At 45.5% G+C, this 14,000-nt stretch carries 32 protein-coding genes and 1 pseudogene; all 33 read left to right on the forward strand.

From position 1 onward, the window contains the following. A pseudogene (locus tag MUB35_RS27215) lies at positions 1 to 206 on the forward strand (hypothetical protein); the annotation flags it as partial. Between the two features lie 22 nt (positions 207 to 228). Further along, entirely contained in the window at positions 229 to 549 is a 321-nt protein-coding gene (locus MUB35_RS27220) for a hypothetical protein (protein ID WP_117687952.1), read from the forward strand. Positions 550 to 602: 53 nt separating this feature from the next. Beyond that, on the forward strand, positions 603 to 2,159 hold the full coding sequence (locus tag MUB35_RS27225; protein WP_118005697.1) for a phage tail tip lysozyme: 1,557 nt from the start codon (positions 603 to 605) through the stop codon (positions 2,157 to 2,159). Between the two features lie 719 nt (positions 2,160 to 2,878). After that, positions 2,879 to 3,043, forward strand: coding sequence for a hypothetical protein (locus MUB35_RS27230; RefSeq protein ID WP_158563047.1), 165 nt, complete (start codon positions 2,879 to 2,881; stop codon positions 3,041 to 3,043). A gap of 81 nt (positions 3,044 to 3,124) precedes the next feature. Continuing rightward, positions 3,125 to 3,289: a hypothetical protein gene (locus MUB35_RS27235; protein ID WP_158563048.1), complete on the forward strand. Its 165-nt coding sequence runs from the start codon at positions 3,125 to 3,127 to the stop codon at positions 3,287 to 3,289. Continuing rightward, complete coding sequence (locus tag MUB35_RS27240) at positions 3,289 to 3,708, forward strand: hypothetical protein (RefSeq protein WP_244807158.1); 420 nt, start codon at positions 3,289 to 3,291, stop codon at positions 3,706 to 3,708. The genes MUB35_RS27235 and MUB35_RS27240 overlap by 1 nt, the downstream gene beginning before the upstream one ends. 11 nt (positions 3,709 to 3,719) lie before the next feature. Beyond that, a complete protein-coding gene (locus MUB35_RS27245; protein WP_118111185.1) occupies positions 3,720 to 3,986 on the forward strand; it encodes a hypothetical protein in 267 nt (88 codons plus the stop codon). Next, the gene (locus MUB35_RS27250; RefSeq protein WP_118111188.1) at positions 3,986 to 4,198 is read left to right on the forward strand and encodes a hypothetical protein; all 213 of its coding nucleotides are present in this window, start codon (positions 3,986 to 3,988) and stop codon (positions 4,196 to 4,198) included. The genes MUB35_RS27245 and MUB35_RS27250 overlap by 1 nt, the downstream gene beginning before the upstream one ends. Beyond that, positions 4,198 to 4,614 carry a hypothetical protein gene (locus tag MUB35_RS27255; RefSeq protein ID WP_118005703.1) on the forward strand — a complete coding sequence of 139 codons (417 nt, stop codon included), beginning with the start codon at positions 4,198 to 4,200 and terminating at the stop codon, positions 4,612 to 4,614. The genes MUB35_RS27250 and MUB35_RS27255 overlap by 1 nt, the downstream gene beginning before the upstream one ends. Before the next feature lie 13 nt (positions 4,615 to 4,627). Next, entirely contained in the window at positions 4,628 to 4,948 is a 321-nt protein-coding gene (locus tag MUB35_RS27260; protein ID WP_118005705.1) for a hypothetical protein, read from the forward strand. Continuing rightward, on the forward strand, positions 4,945 to 5,472 hold the full coding sequence (locus MUB35_RS27265; protein ID WP_117963899.1) for a hypothetical protein: 528 nt from the start codon (positions 4,945 to 4,947) through the stop codon (positions 5,470 to 5,472). The genes MUB35_RS27260 and MUB35_RS27265 overlap by 4 nt, the downstream gene beginning before the upstream one ends. Before the next feature lie 3 nt (positions 5,473 to 5,475). After that, on the forward strand, positions 5,476 to 5,736 hold the full coding sequence (locus MUB35_RS27270; RefSeq protein WP_117687957.1) for a hypothetical protein: 261 nt from the start codon (positions 5,476 to 5,478) through the stop codon (positions 5,734 to 5,736). Continuing rightward, positions 5,723 to 5,944, forward strand: a complete 222-nt coding sequence (locus tag MUB35_RS27275; RefSeq protein WP_064786078.1) for a helix-turn-helix domain-containing protein — start codon at positions 5,723 to 5,725, stop codon at positions 5,942 to 5,944. Before MUB35_RS27270 ends, MUB35_RS27275 begins: the two co-directional genes overlap by 14 nt. Positions 5,945 to 6,035: 91 nt before the next feature. Next, the gene (locus MUB35_RS27280) at positions 6,036 to 6,320 is read left to right on the forward strand and encodes a hypothetical protein (RefSeq protein WP_244807159.1); all 285 of its coding nucleotides are present in this window, start codon (positions 6,036 to 6,038) and stop codon (positions 6,318 to 6,320) included. Positions 6,321 to 6,381: 61 nt separating this feature from the next. Then, on the forward strand, positions 6,382 to 6,636 hold the full coding sequence (locus MUB35_RS27285) for a hypothetical protein (RefSeq protein ID WP_117687959.1): 255 nt from the start codon (positions 6,382 to 6,384) through the stop codon (positions 6,634 to 6,636). A 5-nt stretch (positions 6,637 to 6,641) separates the two neighbouring features. Continuing rightward, a complete protein-coding gene (locus tag MUB35_RS27290; RefSeq protein WP_117687960.1) occupies positions 6,642 to 7,067 on the forward strand; it encodes a hypothetical protein in 426 nt (141 codons plus the stop codon). Between the two features lie 15 nt (positions 7,068 to 7,082). After that, positions 7,083 to 7,253 carry a hypothetical protein gene (locus MUB35_RS27295; protein ID WP_172725678.1) on the forward strand — a complete coding sequence of 57 codons (171 nt, stop codon included), beginning with the start codon at positions 7,083 to 7,085 and terminating at the stop codon, positions 7,251 to 7,253. A 2-nt stretch (positions 7,254 to 7,255) separates the two neighbouring features. After that, a complete protein-coding gene (locus MUB35_RS27300; protein ID WP_118617142.1) occupies positions 7,256 to 7,801 on the forward strand; it encodes a hypothetical protein in 546 nt (181 codons plus the stop codon). Positions 7,802 to 7,804: 3 nt separating this feature from the next. After that, the gene (locus MUB35_RS27305; RefSeq protein WP_172725679.1) at positions 7,805 to 7,981 is read left to right on the forward strand and encodes a hypothetical protein; all 177 of its coding nucleotides are present in this window, start codon (positions 7,805 to 7,807) and stop codon (positions 7,979 to 7,981) included. Continuing rightward, on the forward strand, positions 7,978 to 8,223 hold the full coding sequence (locus tag MUB35_RS27310) for a hypothetical protein (RefSeq protein WP_118005710.1): 246 nt from the start codon (positions 7,978 to 7,980) through the stop codon (positions 8,221 to 8,223). Before MUB35_RS27305 ends, MUB35_RS27310 begins: the two co-directional genes overlap by 4 nt. 1 nt (position 8,224) lies before the next feature. After that, complete coding sequence (locus MUB35_RS27315; protein ID WP_064786069.1) at positions 8,225 to 8,554, forward strand: DUF4313 domain-containing protein; 330 nt, start codon at positions 8,225 to 8,227, stop codon at positions 8,552 to 8,554. Position 8,555: 1 nt separating this feature from the next. Further along, positions 8,556 to 8,993, forward strand: a complete 438-nt coding sequence (locus MUB35_RS27320; protein ID WP_118315544.1) for a DUF7659 family protein — start codon at positions 8,556 to 8,558, stop codon at positions 8,991 to 8,993. A 2-nt stretch (positions 8,994 to 8,995) separates the two neighbouring features. Next, positions 8,996 to 9,199: a hypothetical protein gene (locus MUB35_RS27325; RefSeq protein ID WP_227081137.1), complete on the forward strand. Its 204-nt coding sequence runs from the start codon at positions 8,996 to 8,998 to the stop codon at positions 9,197 to 9,199. Beyond that, positions 9,153 to 9,536: a hypothetical protein gene (locus tag MUB35_RS27330; RefSeq protein ID WP_244807160.1), complete on the forward strand. Its 384-nt coding sequence runs from the start codon at positions 9,153 to 9,155 to the stop codon at positions 9,534 to 9,536. The genes MUB35_RS27325 and MUB35_RS27330 overlap by 47 nt, the downstream gene beginning before the upstream one ends. Then, a complete protein-coding gene (locus MUB35_RS27335) occupies positions 9,529 to 9,843 on the forward strand; it encodes a hypothetical protein (protein ID WP_244807161.1) in 315 nt (104 codons plus the stop codon). Before MUB35_RS27330 ends, MUB35_RS27335 begins: the two co-directional genes overlap by 8 nt. 90 nt (positions 9,844 to 9,933) lie before the next feature. Beyond that, positions 9,934 to 10,206: a glutathione peroxidase gene (locus MUB35_RS27340; RefSeq protein WP_118315547.1), complete on the forward strand. Its 273-nt coding sequence runs from the start codon at positions 9,934 to 9,936 to the stop codon at positions 10,204 to 10,206. Continuing rightward, positions 10,203 to 10,475, forward strand: coding sequence for a hypothetical protein (locus MUB35_RS27345; RefSeq protein WP_147419260.1), 273 nt, complete (start codon positions 10,203 to 10,205; stop codon positions 10,473 to 10,475). The genes MUB35_RS27340 and MUB35_RS27345 overlap by 4 nt, the downstream gene beginning before the upstream one ends. A gap of 217 nt (positions 10,476 to 10,692) precedes the next feature. Next, the gene (locus MUB35_RS27350; RefSeq protein ID WP_117687966.1) at positions 10,693 to 11,382 is read left to right on the forward strand and encodes a hypothetical protein; all 690 of its coding nucleotides are present in this window, start codon (positions 10,693 to 10,695) and stop codon (positions 11,380 to 11,382) included. 18 nt (positions 11,383 to 11,400) lie between these two features. Further along, a complete protein-coding gene (locus tag MUB35_RS27355) occupies positions 11,401 to 11,610 on the forward strand; it encodes a Lar family restriction alleviation protein (RefSeq protein ID WP_244807162.1) in 210 nt (69 codons plus the stop codon). Positions 11,611 to 11,614: 4 nt separating this feature from the next. After that, positions 11,615 to 11,956, forward strand: coding sequence for a hypothetical protein (locus MUB35_RS27360; protein ID WP_147335023.1), 342 nt, complete (start codon positions 11,615 to 11,617; stop codon positions 11,954 to 11,956). Continuing rightward, the gene (locus tag MUB35_RS27365) at positions 11,934 to 12,245 is read left to right on the forward strand and encodes a hypothetical protein (protein WP_117963901.1); all 312 of its coding nucleotides are present in this window, start codon (positions 11,934 to 11,936) and stop codon (positions 12,243 to 12,245) included. The genes MUB35_RS27360 and MUB35_RS27365 overlap by 23 nt, the downstream gene beginning before the upstream one ends. A gap of 17 nt (positions 12,246 to 12,262) precedes the next feature. Then, positions 12,263 to 12,556, forward strand: a complete 294-nt coding sequence (locus tag MUB35_RS27370) for a hypothetical protein (RefSeq protein ID WP_117687970.1) — start codon at positions 12,263 to 12,265, stop codon at positions 12,554 to 12,556. Further along, entirely contained in the window at positions 12,556 to 13,953 is a 1,398-nt protein-coding gene (locus MUB35_RS27375; RefSeq protein WP_244807163.1) for a ParB/RepB/Spo0J family partition protein, read from the forward strand. The genes MUB35_RS27370 and MUB35_RS27375 overlap by 1 nt, the downstream gene beginning before the upstream one ends. The last annotated feature ends 47 nt before the right edge of the window (positions 13,954 to 14,000 follow it).

A 14,000-nucleotide genomic window follows, 5' to 3' on the forward strand; every position in this document is an offset into this window, starting at 1 on the left:
TGTTCCTGCACGCTGAACATATCTACAAAGAGTCCGGCCAGGGAGAAAAGAAACTGAAATGGGTAGTACAGCAGGCAAGAGGATTGCTGCCTAAGTGGTTGCAGGTAATCATGTCCGAAGAGGTGCTGCTGAAAATTATTGACTGGTGGTTCAAGGAAGTTAAGGACCTTTTGGATGATGGAAAGGTAAATGGCTCTCAGAACTGATCGGAGAAGGGAGAGAGGAGCTATGGGCTTAAAAATCCTATTGGTGTACCTTTTGGGGATTTTGCTGTGTCAGCCGGTCTACATCTGGGGCATTCGGACATTGTGCCGGATGGAAGATGAAGACGAAGAGCTGTACTGCCAGGACAATGGCATGTACTATGAGCCGAGCAAGCCGAATTATCCGCTTGTGATAGTGCTGTTGCTGATGGCAGGAATCTTCTGGCCGTTGGTAATTTTGTTTGCGGTGTTCGTTCCGTTGACATTTTTGCTGATGGACAAGATGGGACAGTTGCATCCGAAAGATGATGATGAGATGGACCCAGAAGAGGACACATACTTATGACCGGGTGGGGAGAAATCCCTGCCCCTTTTTTGTGAATGAAGGAGAATTTACAAATGGCAATAGAACGGAATACATACACAGATATTTTGTTTGACGCTTTGATGGCTGCCGGTTGCACGATATATGGTGCATGTGCGGCTATGGGGAATATTTACGCAGAATCCAGAGCGAATCCCCGGAATCTGGAAAATCTCTGTGAGAAGAAATTGAACTATAAATACACGGACGATACCTACACGGAAGCAGTAGACTCCGGAAAGATAACGAGAGCGTTATTCCTGCATCCGTTGGGAGATTCCAGGCAGTACGGTTACGGATTCTGCCAGTGGACATCTGCCGGAAGAAAGGCCGGCCTTTACGATCTGGTTAAGTCCAGAGGAGTGTCTATCGGAGATGCGAAGACGCAGACAGAGTACATGCTGAGTGAATTGAAGACGAGCTATAAGAGTGTCTGGAAGGTATTGCAGACCGCAACCTCAGTGCAGGAAGCGTCCGATATCTTCTTAGTCAAGTTCGAGGCTCCGGCGAATGTAGGTTCGGCAGTGAAGAAAACAAGGGCTTCTTACGGGGAGCAGTATTTAAAGATTTACCAGAATCAGAAGAAGGAGGAAAACAAAGTGAGCAAAATTGAAAATGCAGTAGCAAGAGCAGAGGCAATCGCCCTGGACGATTCACACGGTTACGACCAGGTAGACCGTTGGGGCAAACCGAATTACGATTGTTCCGGGCTGGTAATCAGATGTTTGGAAGAGGCCGGAATCCCGGCAAAGTCAAGCGGAGCAACCTATACAGGCAACATGCCGGAGGTTCTGCCAAAAATCGGATTCAAGGATGTTGTAAAATCCGTGGATCTGGCAACCGGTAGCGGAATGATCCGTGGAGATGTCCTGCTCGGAAATGGACACACAGCATTCTACTGCGGAAATGGTAAACTGGTGCACGCAAGTATCAACGAGAAAGGAACGGTCACAGGAGGAAAGTCTGGAGATCAGACCGGTAGAGAAATCTGCATCCGCAGCTATTACAATAAGCCGTGGATTCATGTGTACCGTTACACCGGAGTGACAGCATCTGCATCCGGAACGGTTAATGTGAGAAATTATCTCCAGAAAGGCGATTCCGGGGACGCAGTAAAAGAAATGCAGAAAATGCTGATCGGTTGCGGATTCTCCTGCGGAAGTTCCGGAGTAGACGGTTCTTTTGGCGGAGACACAGAGAAAGCTCTGCTTGCGTTCCAGGCATTTTACGGTTTGGAGCAGGACGGCAAGTACGGACCGGTATCTAAGAGTAAGCTGGTTTCTGCTTACAACGGAAAGACAGCAGCCAGTGTTCCGGAAAAGAAGAACACTCCGTCTTACACTGCTGGACATGAGTACACTTTGCAGGTAGAACTGAAAGTTCGTACAGGTCCAGGAACAAACTACAGCGCAAAGAAACATTCGCAGTTGACGGCTGACGGCCAGAAACACGATAAGGACAATGATGGCTGCCTGGATGCAGGAACGGTCGTAACGTGCCAGGAAGTTCGGAATGTCGGAAACGATATCTGGATGAAAGCACCGAGCGGTTGGATGGCTGCTTATTACGATGGCAAGGTATACATCAAATAATGCCTTTAAGGCAAGGAACTAAGAAAATTAAGCACACCTCTTTTGGTCAAAAAGGAAAATATGTCACATTGCCCCGGTGTTCTGCCGGGGCTTCTTTTTTATTGCGGAGCAAGTCCGTAGAATAAATCAATATACAAAATTCACAAAAAATCCCCTTCAAATTTGACGAAATGTGCCTGAGTAACGATAGACGTTTTTAGATACTAACTTATGCCTAAGAGCTAAAAGCCGGTATAGAAGCGTGTACGATGTTATAGACCTATATGTTAAAAATGCAATTCTGCGAAGTTCAATCTGAGCTCCAAAGTTATCCACAGGAAGAATGTTGATAATGTGAATAAGTCGAAAAATCGAAGTAAAAACATTTCCTATATATAAAACCTTGTAAGATTTCTTACATGATTTCTACACCATAATTAGAGATAGAGTAAGAGATAGAGATAAAGATAGATAAAGAGATAAAAAAGAATAGCACTTTGCGTTGCAAAGATGCTACACACACTAATTCGACAGCTCGAAAAATAATTGATAAATAGAAGCAAAACACTTGACACGTTCGAGAAATCGAAGTATAATAAAGTTACAAAATAACAAAACAAATATACGATACAAAGTAATGCAGGCGGCAAGGTTGATGGAATAGTACATATGCTTGTCAGACGGTTCCAACCCCGTAGGAATGCAGAGGACAGAACAAATGAGAAAGGAGGAATTGCCCGTTGGGAAAAAGAAAACGCAGGATTGAAGAAAAAGAAGAAGAGCTGCTTTCAGAGCAGTTGAAGAAGACCAAAATTGAAATTTATGAATGCTGGACACATATCGTAATTTCCATAGTAACAATGCTGATAGCAGTTGTTACGGCAGTTTTGACCTGGTTCAAGTAATGTTCTGAAAAACAGCTCGGTAGCCGGGGAGACAAGTTCTCCTCGTGCTACCAAGTTTATCACAGAGGAGGCAGAAAGTAAATGAAGAAAAGCAGAAGAATGTTTTCACTGGCTATGCTGGTGTGTTTGATTGTCGGAGTTTCAACCGGAATCAGAGAATGTATCGGAGCCGCATGTGCGCTGGCATTCGTAAATGCAACACTCGGACTGGAAGATTTAGAGAAGAAAATGGAGGATAAGAAATAATGGATGCAAAGAATCAGCAGGACAGAGCAAAAATGGTAGAAGAAGCGGTTGGTCGTATGTGCCGCTTGGGAATGATGCCGCAGGTAATCACAAAATTCAGAAAGCAGGGAACGGTCCTTAAATCTGAGACGGCAGGTATTCTGTATGATTTGAACGATGAGGAGAAGAAAGCTGTTGCCAACTGGGAAGAAGAAAGTGGCGGTATTGTATACGCTGCAATATTGAGCAATATGGTGTTTGGAAGATGCCTGGCGTTGTTGTATGTTAGTGCAGAGGAAGAAGAGTGGGAACTGGATAGAGAAGACCTGGACGGGAGGATTTCACTTGCGTATGTGGCGAACCTGGATGCACCGGATTGTTCCGAACTGGGAAGTATCGGAATTGCACCTGCAAACGGTGGATTGGTAAGAACAGAGTAGGAGGTGGCGTGATGCTGGAATATAACGAACAGACGGAAAATCTGATGGAGATAGCTATGATGTTGGAACAGCTCAAAGGCGAGAGCGAGTATCTGTTTGAGACACTGACAGACATTGACAGCATAACCTGGAAACAGAAATTTGTTGACTGGGCGAATGAGTTCACAGAAACCTACGAGCCGAACAAGGATGTGTGGCCGGGAAACTACCTGGAAGTGATTGAGGGATTTGCCAGAGAGAAAATCCTGGAGTTTGCCGGAGTGGAGGAAAAGGAGTAATGAGACTGAGAAGAGCAGCGAAAGGCATTGTCAGAAAAGGCAAGAAGCCGAGCGTATACAGAATCGGATTCAACGATGGAGATGAAACAGAGCTGACCGCAAATGGTATAAACGAACTGGAGAAACTGTGGTTGTCTTTATACCCGGAATTTGAATGCGAGCCGGACAGCGTGGACTATGTAGAAAGAGTAGGATGTGAGGAGGAAGACTGATGGGAAAAGAGTATGAGGAAATCAAGGCTGAGATAAGCGTGCGAATCAGCACAGAGGACATTGACGATATTGTTACAACGGCACTGGAGGGCGGCATTTGCTACTGGTGCAAGCGAGCAGAAGTCAAAGGAAAGTATCTCGGAGAATTTGCATCGGAGCAGATCGGCAGAGGAGGAATTCTGGTCCTGCATGATTCAGTGGACGGCAAGAAGAGAGAACTGAACAAGGAAAAGTTGCTCAACGGAGTAAAACAGTATCTGGAGGATGAAGACAAGCCGTACAATATCTTGGTGGATGCGACAGATTCTGTGGGATGCAGCAAAGGCGTTTATGAACTGGATTGTTGCATGGTAGATGCGACAGTGGCAGACATGATTATCCAGTATGCGATATTCGATGATGTTATTTACGGATAGGGAGGATGCCAGGATGGACGGAAAGAAAATTGTGGTGTATGTCCTGCATGGGTTCTGGGAGAACGAATTTACAAATGGGTGTGCAGTGGTGGATGTGTCGATTGACCTGGAGACGGTCATGAAGAAACTGGATGAAATCGTTGAGAATAAGGCACGAGAGTATGTGAAGGTGCAGGAGGATAAAGCCGAGGAAGAACGGGGATTCCAGTATTTTGAAATATGGGATGAGAACGGGCAGAGCGCTAAATTCTATATCGTAGAGCAGTATCTGGAATTATCGCAGAGTATGATGGAGGCGATTGCTGAATCATTAGCGAAAGGAGCAGGAAAATGAGAAAAGTATATCGGTGTGAGCATACAGTACCGCCGGTTTGGTGGTTTACCTTCGCAGACAGAAATGCGTTGGGAGAGGAAATTGTAGTAGAGTTCCGAAAGAACGAAAACACGCATGGAAAGCATTCACTTCCGGCAATGTGGAAGAGAAAGGGATTCATAGATAAAGAACCGGAAACGTGGTGGGGCGTTCAGACCTATGTAACGGACCGGCAGGGCAGATGTTCCGGAAAGTACAATCCGACAACCAAGGATGGGAAACTGAATTTTGAGTGGCTGTTGGAGGCAACCGAGGAAAATCGACAGAAGATAATTGATGAGATTTACCGCAGGGCAAACGCTATCTGGCACAGGGAAGATTGGTATCTGGAAGACCTGGAAGAAGCAATCCGGAGTACAGGCCTGGAAGTAACCCAGGAAAGAGTAGACAAGCTGTTGGAGGAGTGTCACCGGATATTTGATGATAAATCCGGAAGAAATGAGATGCTGGCCCAGAAAGCAAGCAAGCTGTTTGAGGAGGAGTAGGAAATGTTTGGAAGACTGATTCTTGAAACCTATGTACAGGACAGATGCCGGGACGTCAGATTTAAGGATGAACACTTGACCTGGTTCGAGATTAAAAAGAACGATGCGAAGCGGATTGTGAAGAGAATGGGGTGGGAGAGCCTGGCAGATTTTCTGAACAATTACACCTGGGATGATACGGAGATTCTGTATCAGATAGCTGATAACTGTGGAATGATAGTTGCTGATTGGATTGAAAGAGAGGTAGAGGATGGAAGAAATTAGAGGAACTGACTGCAACGAGCTGATAAAAAAGGTTCTGGAAGTTGAGGAGTTGCGACCAGTGGACCTGGCAAAGAAAATCGGGGTGAGCAGACAGTATGCGAACCAGATTATTTCCAGAAGCAAATGCGGTATTCGCTGTGATACGTTGGAGAAAATCGTAAGTGCGTTGGGATATGAAATCGCCCTGGTAAAAATAATTGAAAAATAGAAGTAAAACACTTGACACGTTCGAGTTATCGAAGTATAATAAAGTTACAAAATAACAAAACAAATACACGATACAAACGGAGGTAGTCAAGATGAACGCATTAGTAATATACAGAAGCCTGTTAAGTGAAAGAGATAAAAATGAATTTGGTTATCCGGAATGGGATGCAGCACAGAAGATGCTGCGGGTGTTCATTGAAAAAGCCCTGGAAGCTGGAGAAGAAAGCATTGCTGATGAAATCGTAGATGAGCTGTATTCTTTGAGTGATTGTGGATGCACGCTGGAAGATGAGGCAGTGAAAGTAGATTTGGAGATGCTTGAAAAGTATGGATTTGGTAGCCGAGCAGACAAAGTAAGAGAGCTTTGTTGGAAGTAGGCTTATTTTTTTACCTGCAAGGTTCGCAAAATCGAAGTAATAATTCAAAGGAGCGAAGAATATGGCAAAGAGATCAAGAGCAAACAGAACTGAAAAGGCTACATACCAGAACATCCGGAATGAGCACAAATACATAGACGTTGTTCATCATGGAGATGGTCATTATTACATAATCCAGTACATAAAGCATGAGCTTCCAGAAAGAACGGTTGTCAATTATATGGGAACCAGATGCGGACACAAGCAGAAGTTCAGAATTGGAAAAGGGACGCTGCTGAGCATCCTGGAAGATTACAAGAAAGTTGAGGAGGCGTAGAAGGTATGACAAAACAGGAATTTCAAAAGAGAATTGGGGCTGAGATAAGCCAGAAAGATTATTCCATCGTAGAGCATGTGTATACATGGCATCCGTCCATCAGCGAGGTAGAGGGTAAGGAACAGATAGCAGAGTTGTATAAGTCCTTTGGAATGCCAATCATCAAGAATATGATGGAGGCTGCGAACTATGCAGAGACGCTTGACCGGGCAATGGCACAGGCACAGAGACAGGTGGAGGAGCTGAGAAAGCGAATCATCAGAGTTGCGAAAGGAGACCTGGTAGTGGAACAGTGCATTACAGAGGCTAAGAAATTATTTGAGACGGTCAACGATCCGCATGAGTGGGATGTGGCAGTTTCTTATCTGAAAAAAAGATATGGAGCAGATGCAGTAGACGAAGCCATTAAAATTGAGCATCTGGAAATGTAGGAGAGGAGTGAGAGTATGGCAGACAGAAGCAATGCCCGGCTGAATGAAGAGATTGAAAGCAAAATCAGACAGTGGGATGGCACAATATTTGGAGCATCATTGAAAAATATGTATGAGAACGGCACGAGCTATGAAGGTATCTGTGAGTATGCAGATATTGATTACGAAGATTACGAGGAGGAATAGAGATGGCGGACATGACGCTGAGAGAGTTTTGTGAGAGATACCGCAAGGGAGATTTCCTTGCAAAAGACAGAAATACCCAGATTGAGGCCGGTTGGTATGACTGGTTTTGCAGTGACAAAGCACTGGCAGGCCGGTTGGCGAAAATCTGGAGTATCTTGAAAGGGGTTACGAGCAATTACATCTTGGATAACTACAGAGTATGGTTCAAGAATAACTGCCCGATGGTCGGTCCGCTCTATGATGATGTAAGATTCGAGCCGCTTGACGAAGAGAAGAGGGATGAGTTGTATTTTGGAGTTGCTATTGATGATGAACGCAGAGACAACAAGTACATTATCTTCACTGCCAGAAATGATTACGAGGATGAGTGCGGATTTAATAATGTCCGAGAAGTACGGCAGTTCATCAATGGGTGGGAAGAAGAGCTGAAAAATGAGGAGTTTTACAAAGAAAGGGAGCGGAAGAAAGAAGAGCTGAAAAAGGAGAATGATAGATGTCTTGAGCTGTTAAGAAAAGCAGATGAGGTTCTGGGAAAGCATGAGGAATAATGTATGCAGGATATGAAAGTGGCACTGTTCACGATTGAGGATTTGAAAAAGAATCATCCGGATTATTACAGACGGTTAAACCCGAAATGCCAGGTTTGCCAGAATATTTTAAGCAGCAGTGAATGCGATATGTGCGAGGATTTTGATATGTTCGCCAGAGTAAAGGAGGAAATGAAGTGAGACAGGCAGAGTTTGCGGAACTGAGCAGGGAAGTAATGCCGGTACTGGATAAGCTGACGGAGATTGCAGGCCAGCATGGAACGGCAGAAAAGCTGGTAAGCATTACATTGAGTGCAGAAGGTTATATTCATTTTACGGTACATGACAGTGGAATGTGTCTGAGCAGATTAAAAAGAGAAGATGCACCGGAGTTGGAAATCAGAAAACAGTTATCCCAGGAAATGGGAAGAGAGGAGAACTGATATGGCAAGTTTGAATGTTAAGACAGAGTATTCAGAGTATAAGGACTGTAAGTTAAGAGTCGGTAAGTATGTGGAAGACAATAGCGTTGCTGTTGAAATTTATAACAGATGGGATGGACCTATTGCGAGAGTAACCACCTGCCTGTGCGACCATTCGTTGGCAGAAGATGAGGCGTATGTTGACACCAATAATTGCCCTTGGGCGGTAGCTCTTCTGGAAGAAAACGGATTTGCGGAGAGAACCGGGCGTACTCGGAGAAGCGGTTACTGCGAATATCCGGCAATGAAATTTGACAGAAGCAAGATGGCAGAGTTTGAGGAGGAAAGTTAAGATGGAGAGCTATAGAGAGTTAAGAGACAGACAGCAGAAAGAGTTCAATGAGCTGCCGTTGGGGTTTGCGTTCTCAGATAAGCAGTTTGATGAAATGATGGGAAAATGGGGACTTGACCCGGAGAAAGACCTGGATAAGATTTATCGGATTCCGGGCGGTGGATTCATCCAGAAGAAAGATCACAAGCATTTCCATGAGGTACTGGACCGGCACAACGCTGAGATGGAGGCGGCAAAGGCGGCCGATGAAGATGGAACAGGATTTCTTTACCAGATGTTCAAGTACGAACTGGATAATCACGAGTACGGATACACCGGAGATCTTGAGGATACGCTGGATTGCTTAGGATTGACTTGGGAAGAACTGAAAGCGTCACCGGTAATGCTGAAAGCTCTGGATAAGGCTTCGACAGAAATCAGAGAAAGAGAGGGATGCTAAGTATGGATGAGAATAAACGCATAGTAATATGCAGACGCTGTAAAAAGCCGGAATACTGGGGAGAAATGAGATGGCTTTCCGGATTTTGCGTATGCAGAGATTGCTACAAAGCGCAATGGGAAAGCGAAAATCATAAGCCGTATACCTGGGATGACCTGGATGGAAAAAGACCAACGATGGAAGAATTTGAAAAGGAGAATGAGTAATGGCAAGAGAAGAGCTAAAGACAATCGAAGGATGCACAAGAGCGGCTGCAACAGTTGGGATGAATATTGTAAGCCGGGAGATATGGTAGACCAGGGAGTAGCAGATTACTTCCTGGATATCCTGCCACCACGGACAATGACAAGTGATTACTTCCAGGTAGGAGAGCCGCACAGTCATGCAATCAACCCGAAGACAATGAAGAACTGCGGCACATATGCAACATTCGCCGTAAGAGGAAAAGAGATCTGGGAGTATTGCGGAAACTGTTTTCCTCACATGTGTGTAGATGTTGAGAAATTCAAGAAACGGGATAGCGTGCAGGCTTTTTTTGCATGAGACATACAAGCTGGTGTGCGGGATTGCACAGGCTCCGAGACCTCATATCTTCTGCAAAGACGGTTTTGAAATGAGTGTCCAGGCTGGAGATGGATTGTATTGTGAGCCACGGGCGAATTTGGAAAGCGGAGAATATGCAGCTTGCGAAGTCGGATATCCCAGCCAGAAAGAAGAGTTGTTGATGCCGTATATTGAAGATCCGACAGAACCGACAAAGGCAGTGTACCCGTATGTGCCGGTTGAAGTGATTGAACAAGTGATTGAGAAACACGGCGGCTGGTTTGACGCCAGGATTCCATTTGCATAAAGGAGGCGAAGCAGTATGAAGAAATTTATGAAGAGCATGAAGAAGTTCTTTAAGACTATGAAGAAGCTGGCAAAGTAGAGGAGAAGGAGCATGAACAAAGCAAAAAACATGACAACCGGGGCAGGTTATCTGCTCCGGAGAGAAGATTACAAGAGAGTCAAGAAAATGGATCGACAGCAATTTGAATCGTTCTGTAAGAATCTTTATATGACAGCATATGAAGAGGGCAGAAAGTCGGTTCCTGGGATTGACATTACGGAAGTGCAGAAAGCAATCAGCGAGACACCGGGAATCGGAGCGAAGAGACTGGAGGCAATCATGGAAAGCCTCAACAGCAGATTTGCAAAGGAGGGAGATGTGTGATGAAGAGAACGGAGCGGACGGTAAATGTCAAAGCCTGGGGCTGTCTGGGAGCAAAGAGAGTTGTTTTATACGAAGACAGAGATGAACTTAGATTTACGGATGGGTTCCACGATATGAGAATGACCCAGGCCAGAATGGAAGCCTTTGTTCCTGGCGGCGATGCAGTTCTGGCTGATGTGTACCGGAGAGTGAGAGGAACCAGAAGCTGGCATCCGGTTGTAAAAGAGCTGAAAAAATTATTGGATGAGAGAGGGGGAAAAGCGGTATGAAGATTGAACCGAGGAAAGAATCGGACAGAGGCGGTTGGCTGTGTATGCCGTTGTTAGCCAGTGTGCCGGAAGGAAAGGAAGGATGGGAAAAGGTGCGTTGCCCGGTATGTGGAGCACTTTGCTGGAAAAGACCGGAGGATGCAGGCGCGATTTGCCATAGCAAACTCGACGGAGCGTGTTGTACGTTATGTGCTTTGAAGAAAGGAGCTGGCAGGTTATGAAGAGAAGCGAGCAGATCGTAGAATTGATGGACGATGTAAAGAAGATTATCTCACAGATGGCAGTGGTGGATGTATGTGAGGAAGAGAAGCCGGTAGAGGTTGGAAAAACCATCATGACAAGCCGGGAGGTGGCGGATATGTTCCAGGAATATCACTCGGTTACATATCGCAGAATCGCACAGCTTATCGTGGAGCTGGAACCGATGGAGCAGACAGAGTTCAAAATGGCACAGTTCAAGGCAAGACACCAGGAGTACCCGATGTGGGAACTGACTGAAAAAGCCTGCAAGCTCTATCTGACGAGAATGAAAAGAGATAGATGCTACGGTAAAAAGAAGACCGGCATTGAGAAGATGGAAAAAGAGCTTCGTTGCCGGGTAAGCGGTCAGAAACTGGTGGAGGATGCGGAGAACGGATATAAGGACGTCCGGGAACTGTTCAATCAGTTTATTACTGGTCCGAAGGGCGAAAACCGGGAAATTCCGGAACTGACGCAGGCCTACGAACGGCTGAGAGCGGTTATGGAAGCACAGGTTCCGGGTGCGAAAGCTGATACGGCGATAACGTCTGCGGTATACGATGTGGCGATAGAGTCAGAAATGCAGGGGTTCATTTACGGATTTCAGTTGTTCGGAGCGGTTCTGCAGGGATGTGGCAGCACAAGAAGATGTGCCGGAGAAAATTAAGGGCAGACAGGAGGAGTCATGGAGAATAATTTGGTAAAGCTGGAACCATGCCCGTTCTGCGGTTGCAGAGATAGAAGAGTGGGAATCCGTAGGATGGGTAACAACGGATATAGAGTTTGTTGCTCGAAGTGCGGAAGTCTCGGACCTCATGTATCAGTGAAGGACTGGAACGGACACAAGAAGCTTGCGCAGAAAGAGGCAAGAGAAAAATGGAATGAAAGGGTGTGAGAAAATGGATAGAGAAGAACTTATGAGAGAGTTGGAAGATATGTTCCGGGATGAGCCGGATAACAATAAACTGAATGCGGTTCTGGACCTTGCGGATGCGTATGCAGAACATGAATACGAGAAAAGAAAAAAGTCTGAAAAAGTACAGTGGGGAAAAGATGTGTGTGCTGCGGCAGGAGAGAGTGTAGACGAACTTCCGGAGAAGGTGTTCATTTCTATTTCAGAGAAGTTAGAGGATAGAATGTTGGAGAATAACGGTGATCTGGAATATGCAGTAGTCCAGGAAGTTGTAAATGAGTTCTGGGAGCAGGAGGAAGAGGAAGATGCTGATTGTAAGCCAGAATAAAGAGAAGGTGTTGTGGTTCGGAAGAGCCTTTAACGCCTTGGAATATTCAGAACAGGTAGACCACAAGGGAAAGAAGGAAACCGTCAGACACACAATTTGCATATCTGATGGTTGCCTGGAAGAGATTGCAGAGTATCAGACAAAGGAACGGTGCTTGCAGGTGCTGAAAGATTTCTGCGGAGCATATGAAAATGAATGTTATACGGTTGAGTTCTTCGACACTGCGGCCCAGGCAACAAGACCGGCAATGTACAAGAAGAACATCGTGTATGAGTTCCCGGCGGAGTAATGTGAAGGAGGGCGATGATGGAACACAAGATCACAATCATGAAATATCAGACGATGTTTCCGGGGATGACAAAAAAGCTGTTCGATGAGAAAGAGAGATTCTATCAGATTGCAGTCATCAGCATCAGACTGGATGAACTCCAGACAAAAGGTGCGGTACTGCAGAAAATGGGAAAACCAACAAAGAGCGGCACTAGAATGACGTTTGCACCGGTGCGGAGTGCTGGAGAGTATGAGGCAGAGATGCAGAGGATTCTGGAAGACGGGAAAAAGCTGGGTCTGAAATTTGAAAAGAAAAAGGAGGAAAAGTAATGGAGAGCAGTGAAGTTGTAAAAATCAGAGTGGAGAATATATATCCGCATCCGGATAATCCGAGAAAAGACCTCGGAGATGTGACAGAGTTGGCAGAATCAATGAAGAAGCATGGAGTCATGCAGAACTTGACGGTTATTCCGGCGAGTGCATTGACGGCAGACCCGGAAGATCAGCCGGATGCCGATAAGGTTTCGGTAATCAGTGATTTCCATGCACTGATAGGACATAGAAGACTGGAGGCGGCAAAATTAGCAGGCCTGGTAGAAGTTCCATGCCAGATTAGAAGCAAGATTTCCCGTAAAGAGCAAGTAGGTATCATGCTGTTGGAGAATATTCAACGTGAAGACCTTACCATCCAGGAACAGGCCCAGGGATTCCAGATGATGCTCGATTTGGGAGATACGGAAGACCAGATTGCAGAAAAGACCGGATTCAGTAAATCAACCGTCCGGCATAGGCTGAATATTGCGAAGCTGGACCAGGAGAAATTGAAAGAGAAGCAGCAGGACGATGCTTTTCAGCTCACATTGAAAGACCTGTACGAACTGGAGAAAATCAAGGATGTAGAAATGCGAAATGAGATTCTGGATAAGGCCAGCAGCTCCAGAGATATTGTGAGCCGGGTTCAGAACGAGATTACAAATGCTAAGAAGAAAGAGAACGCAAAGAAGCTCAAAGCGAAGCTGAAAAAGATGGGAGTAGAGAAAGCACCGGAGCAGTATTCCCAGCAGATGTACAATGGAAAGTGGAAAACGGTGATAGAGATTAACTTGACAGACGATGTGCCGGATGAGATTGAACTGCCAGAGCAGAAAGGGCAGATGTACTGGTATGAGACATGGCGAGATTTGAGAATCGTTACGAAAGCTCCGAAGGAAAAGAAGAAGCTGACAAAAGAAGAGCTGGCGAAGAAAGAGCAGGATAGAAAGTCAAAAGAGGTAAAGGAAATTCTGAAAGGAAGTGCTGCCAGAAGAAAAGATTTTATCTCCGGAATTATTTTTGGAAAAATCCCGGCTCTTAAGGACGAAAACGCAGCGAGAGAAAAAATCTGGGAAGCCCTTGTGCTGATTGGTTACGGTCTGTACGGTTCGATTGCGAGAGGCTTTTTCCTGGAGGACGATGAGTGGAAGTACAGCGAAGAAGAGAGAAAGCAGGCAACTGAGACGTTCCAAGGATTGAGCATCACACATCAAATGCTTGTGTTTCTGCATGGGTCGATGAATACGGTAGGAGAAACCTATGATTATAGCGGACGCTACGCCAAAGAAAAGGCGGATAAACTGCTGAAAGGGTATGAAGCCCTCAAATTGTTTGGGTGGTTCTTTGAGATGGATGAGGAGAAGCGAGTTCTGGACGGAACAAGTGAGTTATTTGCACCTGCGGAAGAAAAGTAAACTACTGACTTGCCAACTGGCGTAAAGTCGGTTATTATAATAGGAAG

The sequence above is a fragment of the Blautia sp. NSJ-175 genome (assembly GCF_022867815.1).
Classification (GTDB): domain Bacteria; phylum Bacillota; class Clostridia; order Lachnospirales; family Lachnospiraceae; genus Blautia; species Blautia celeris.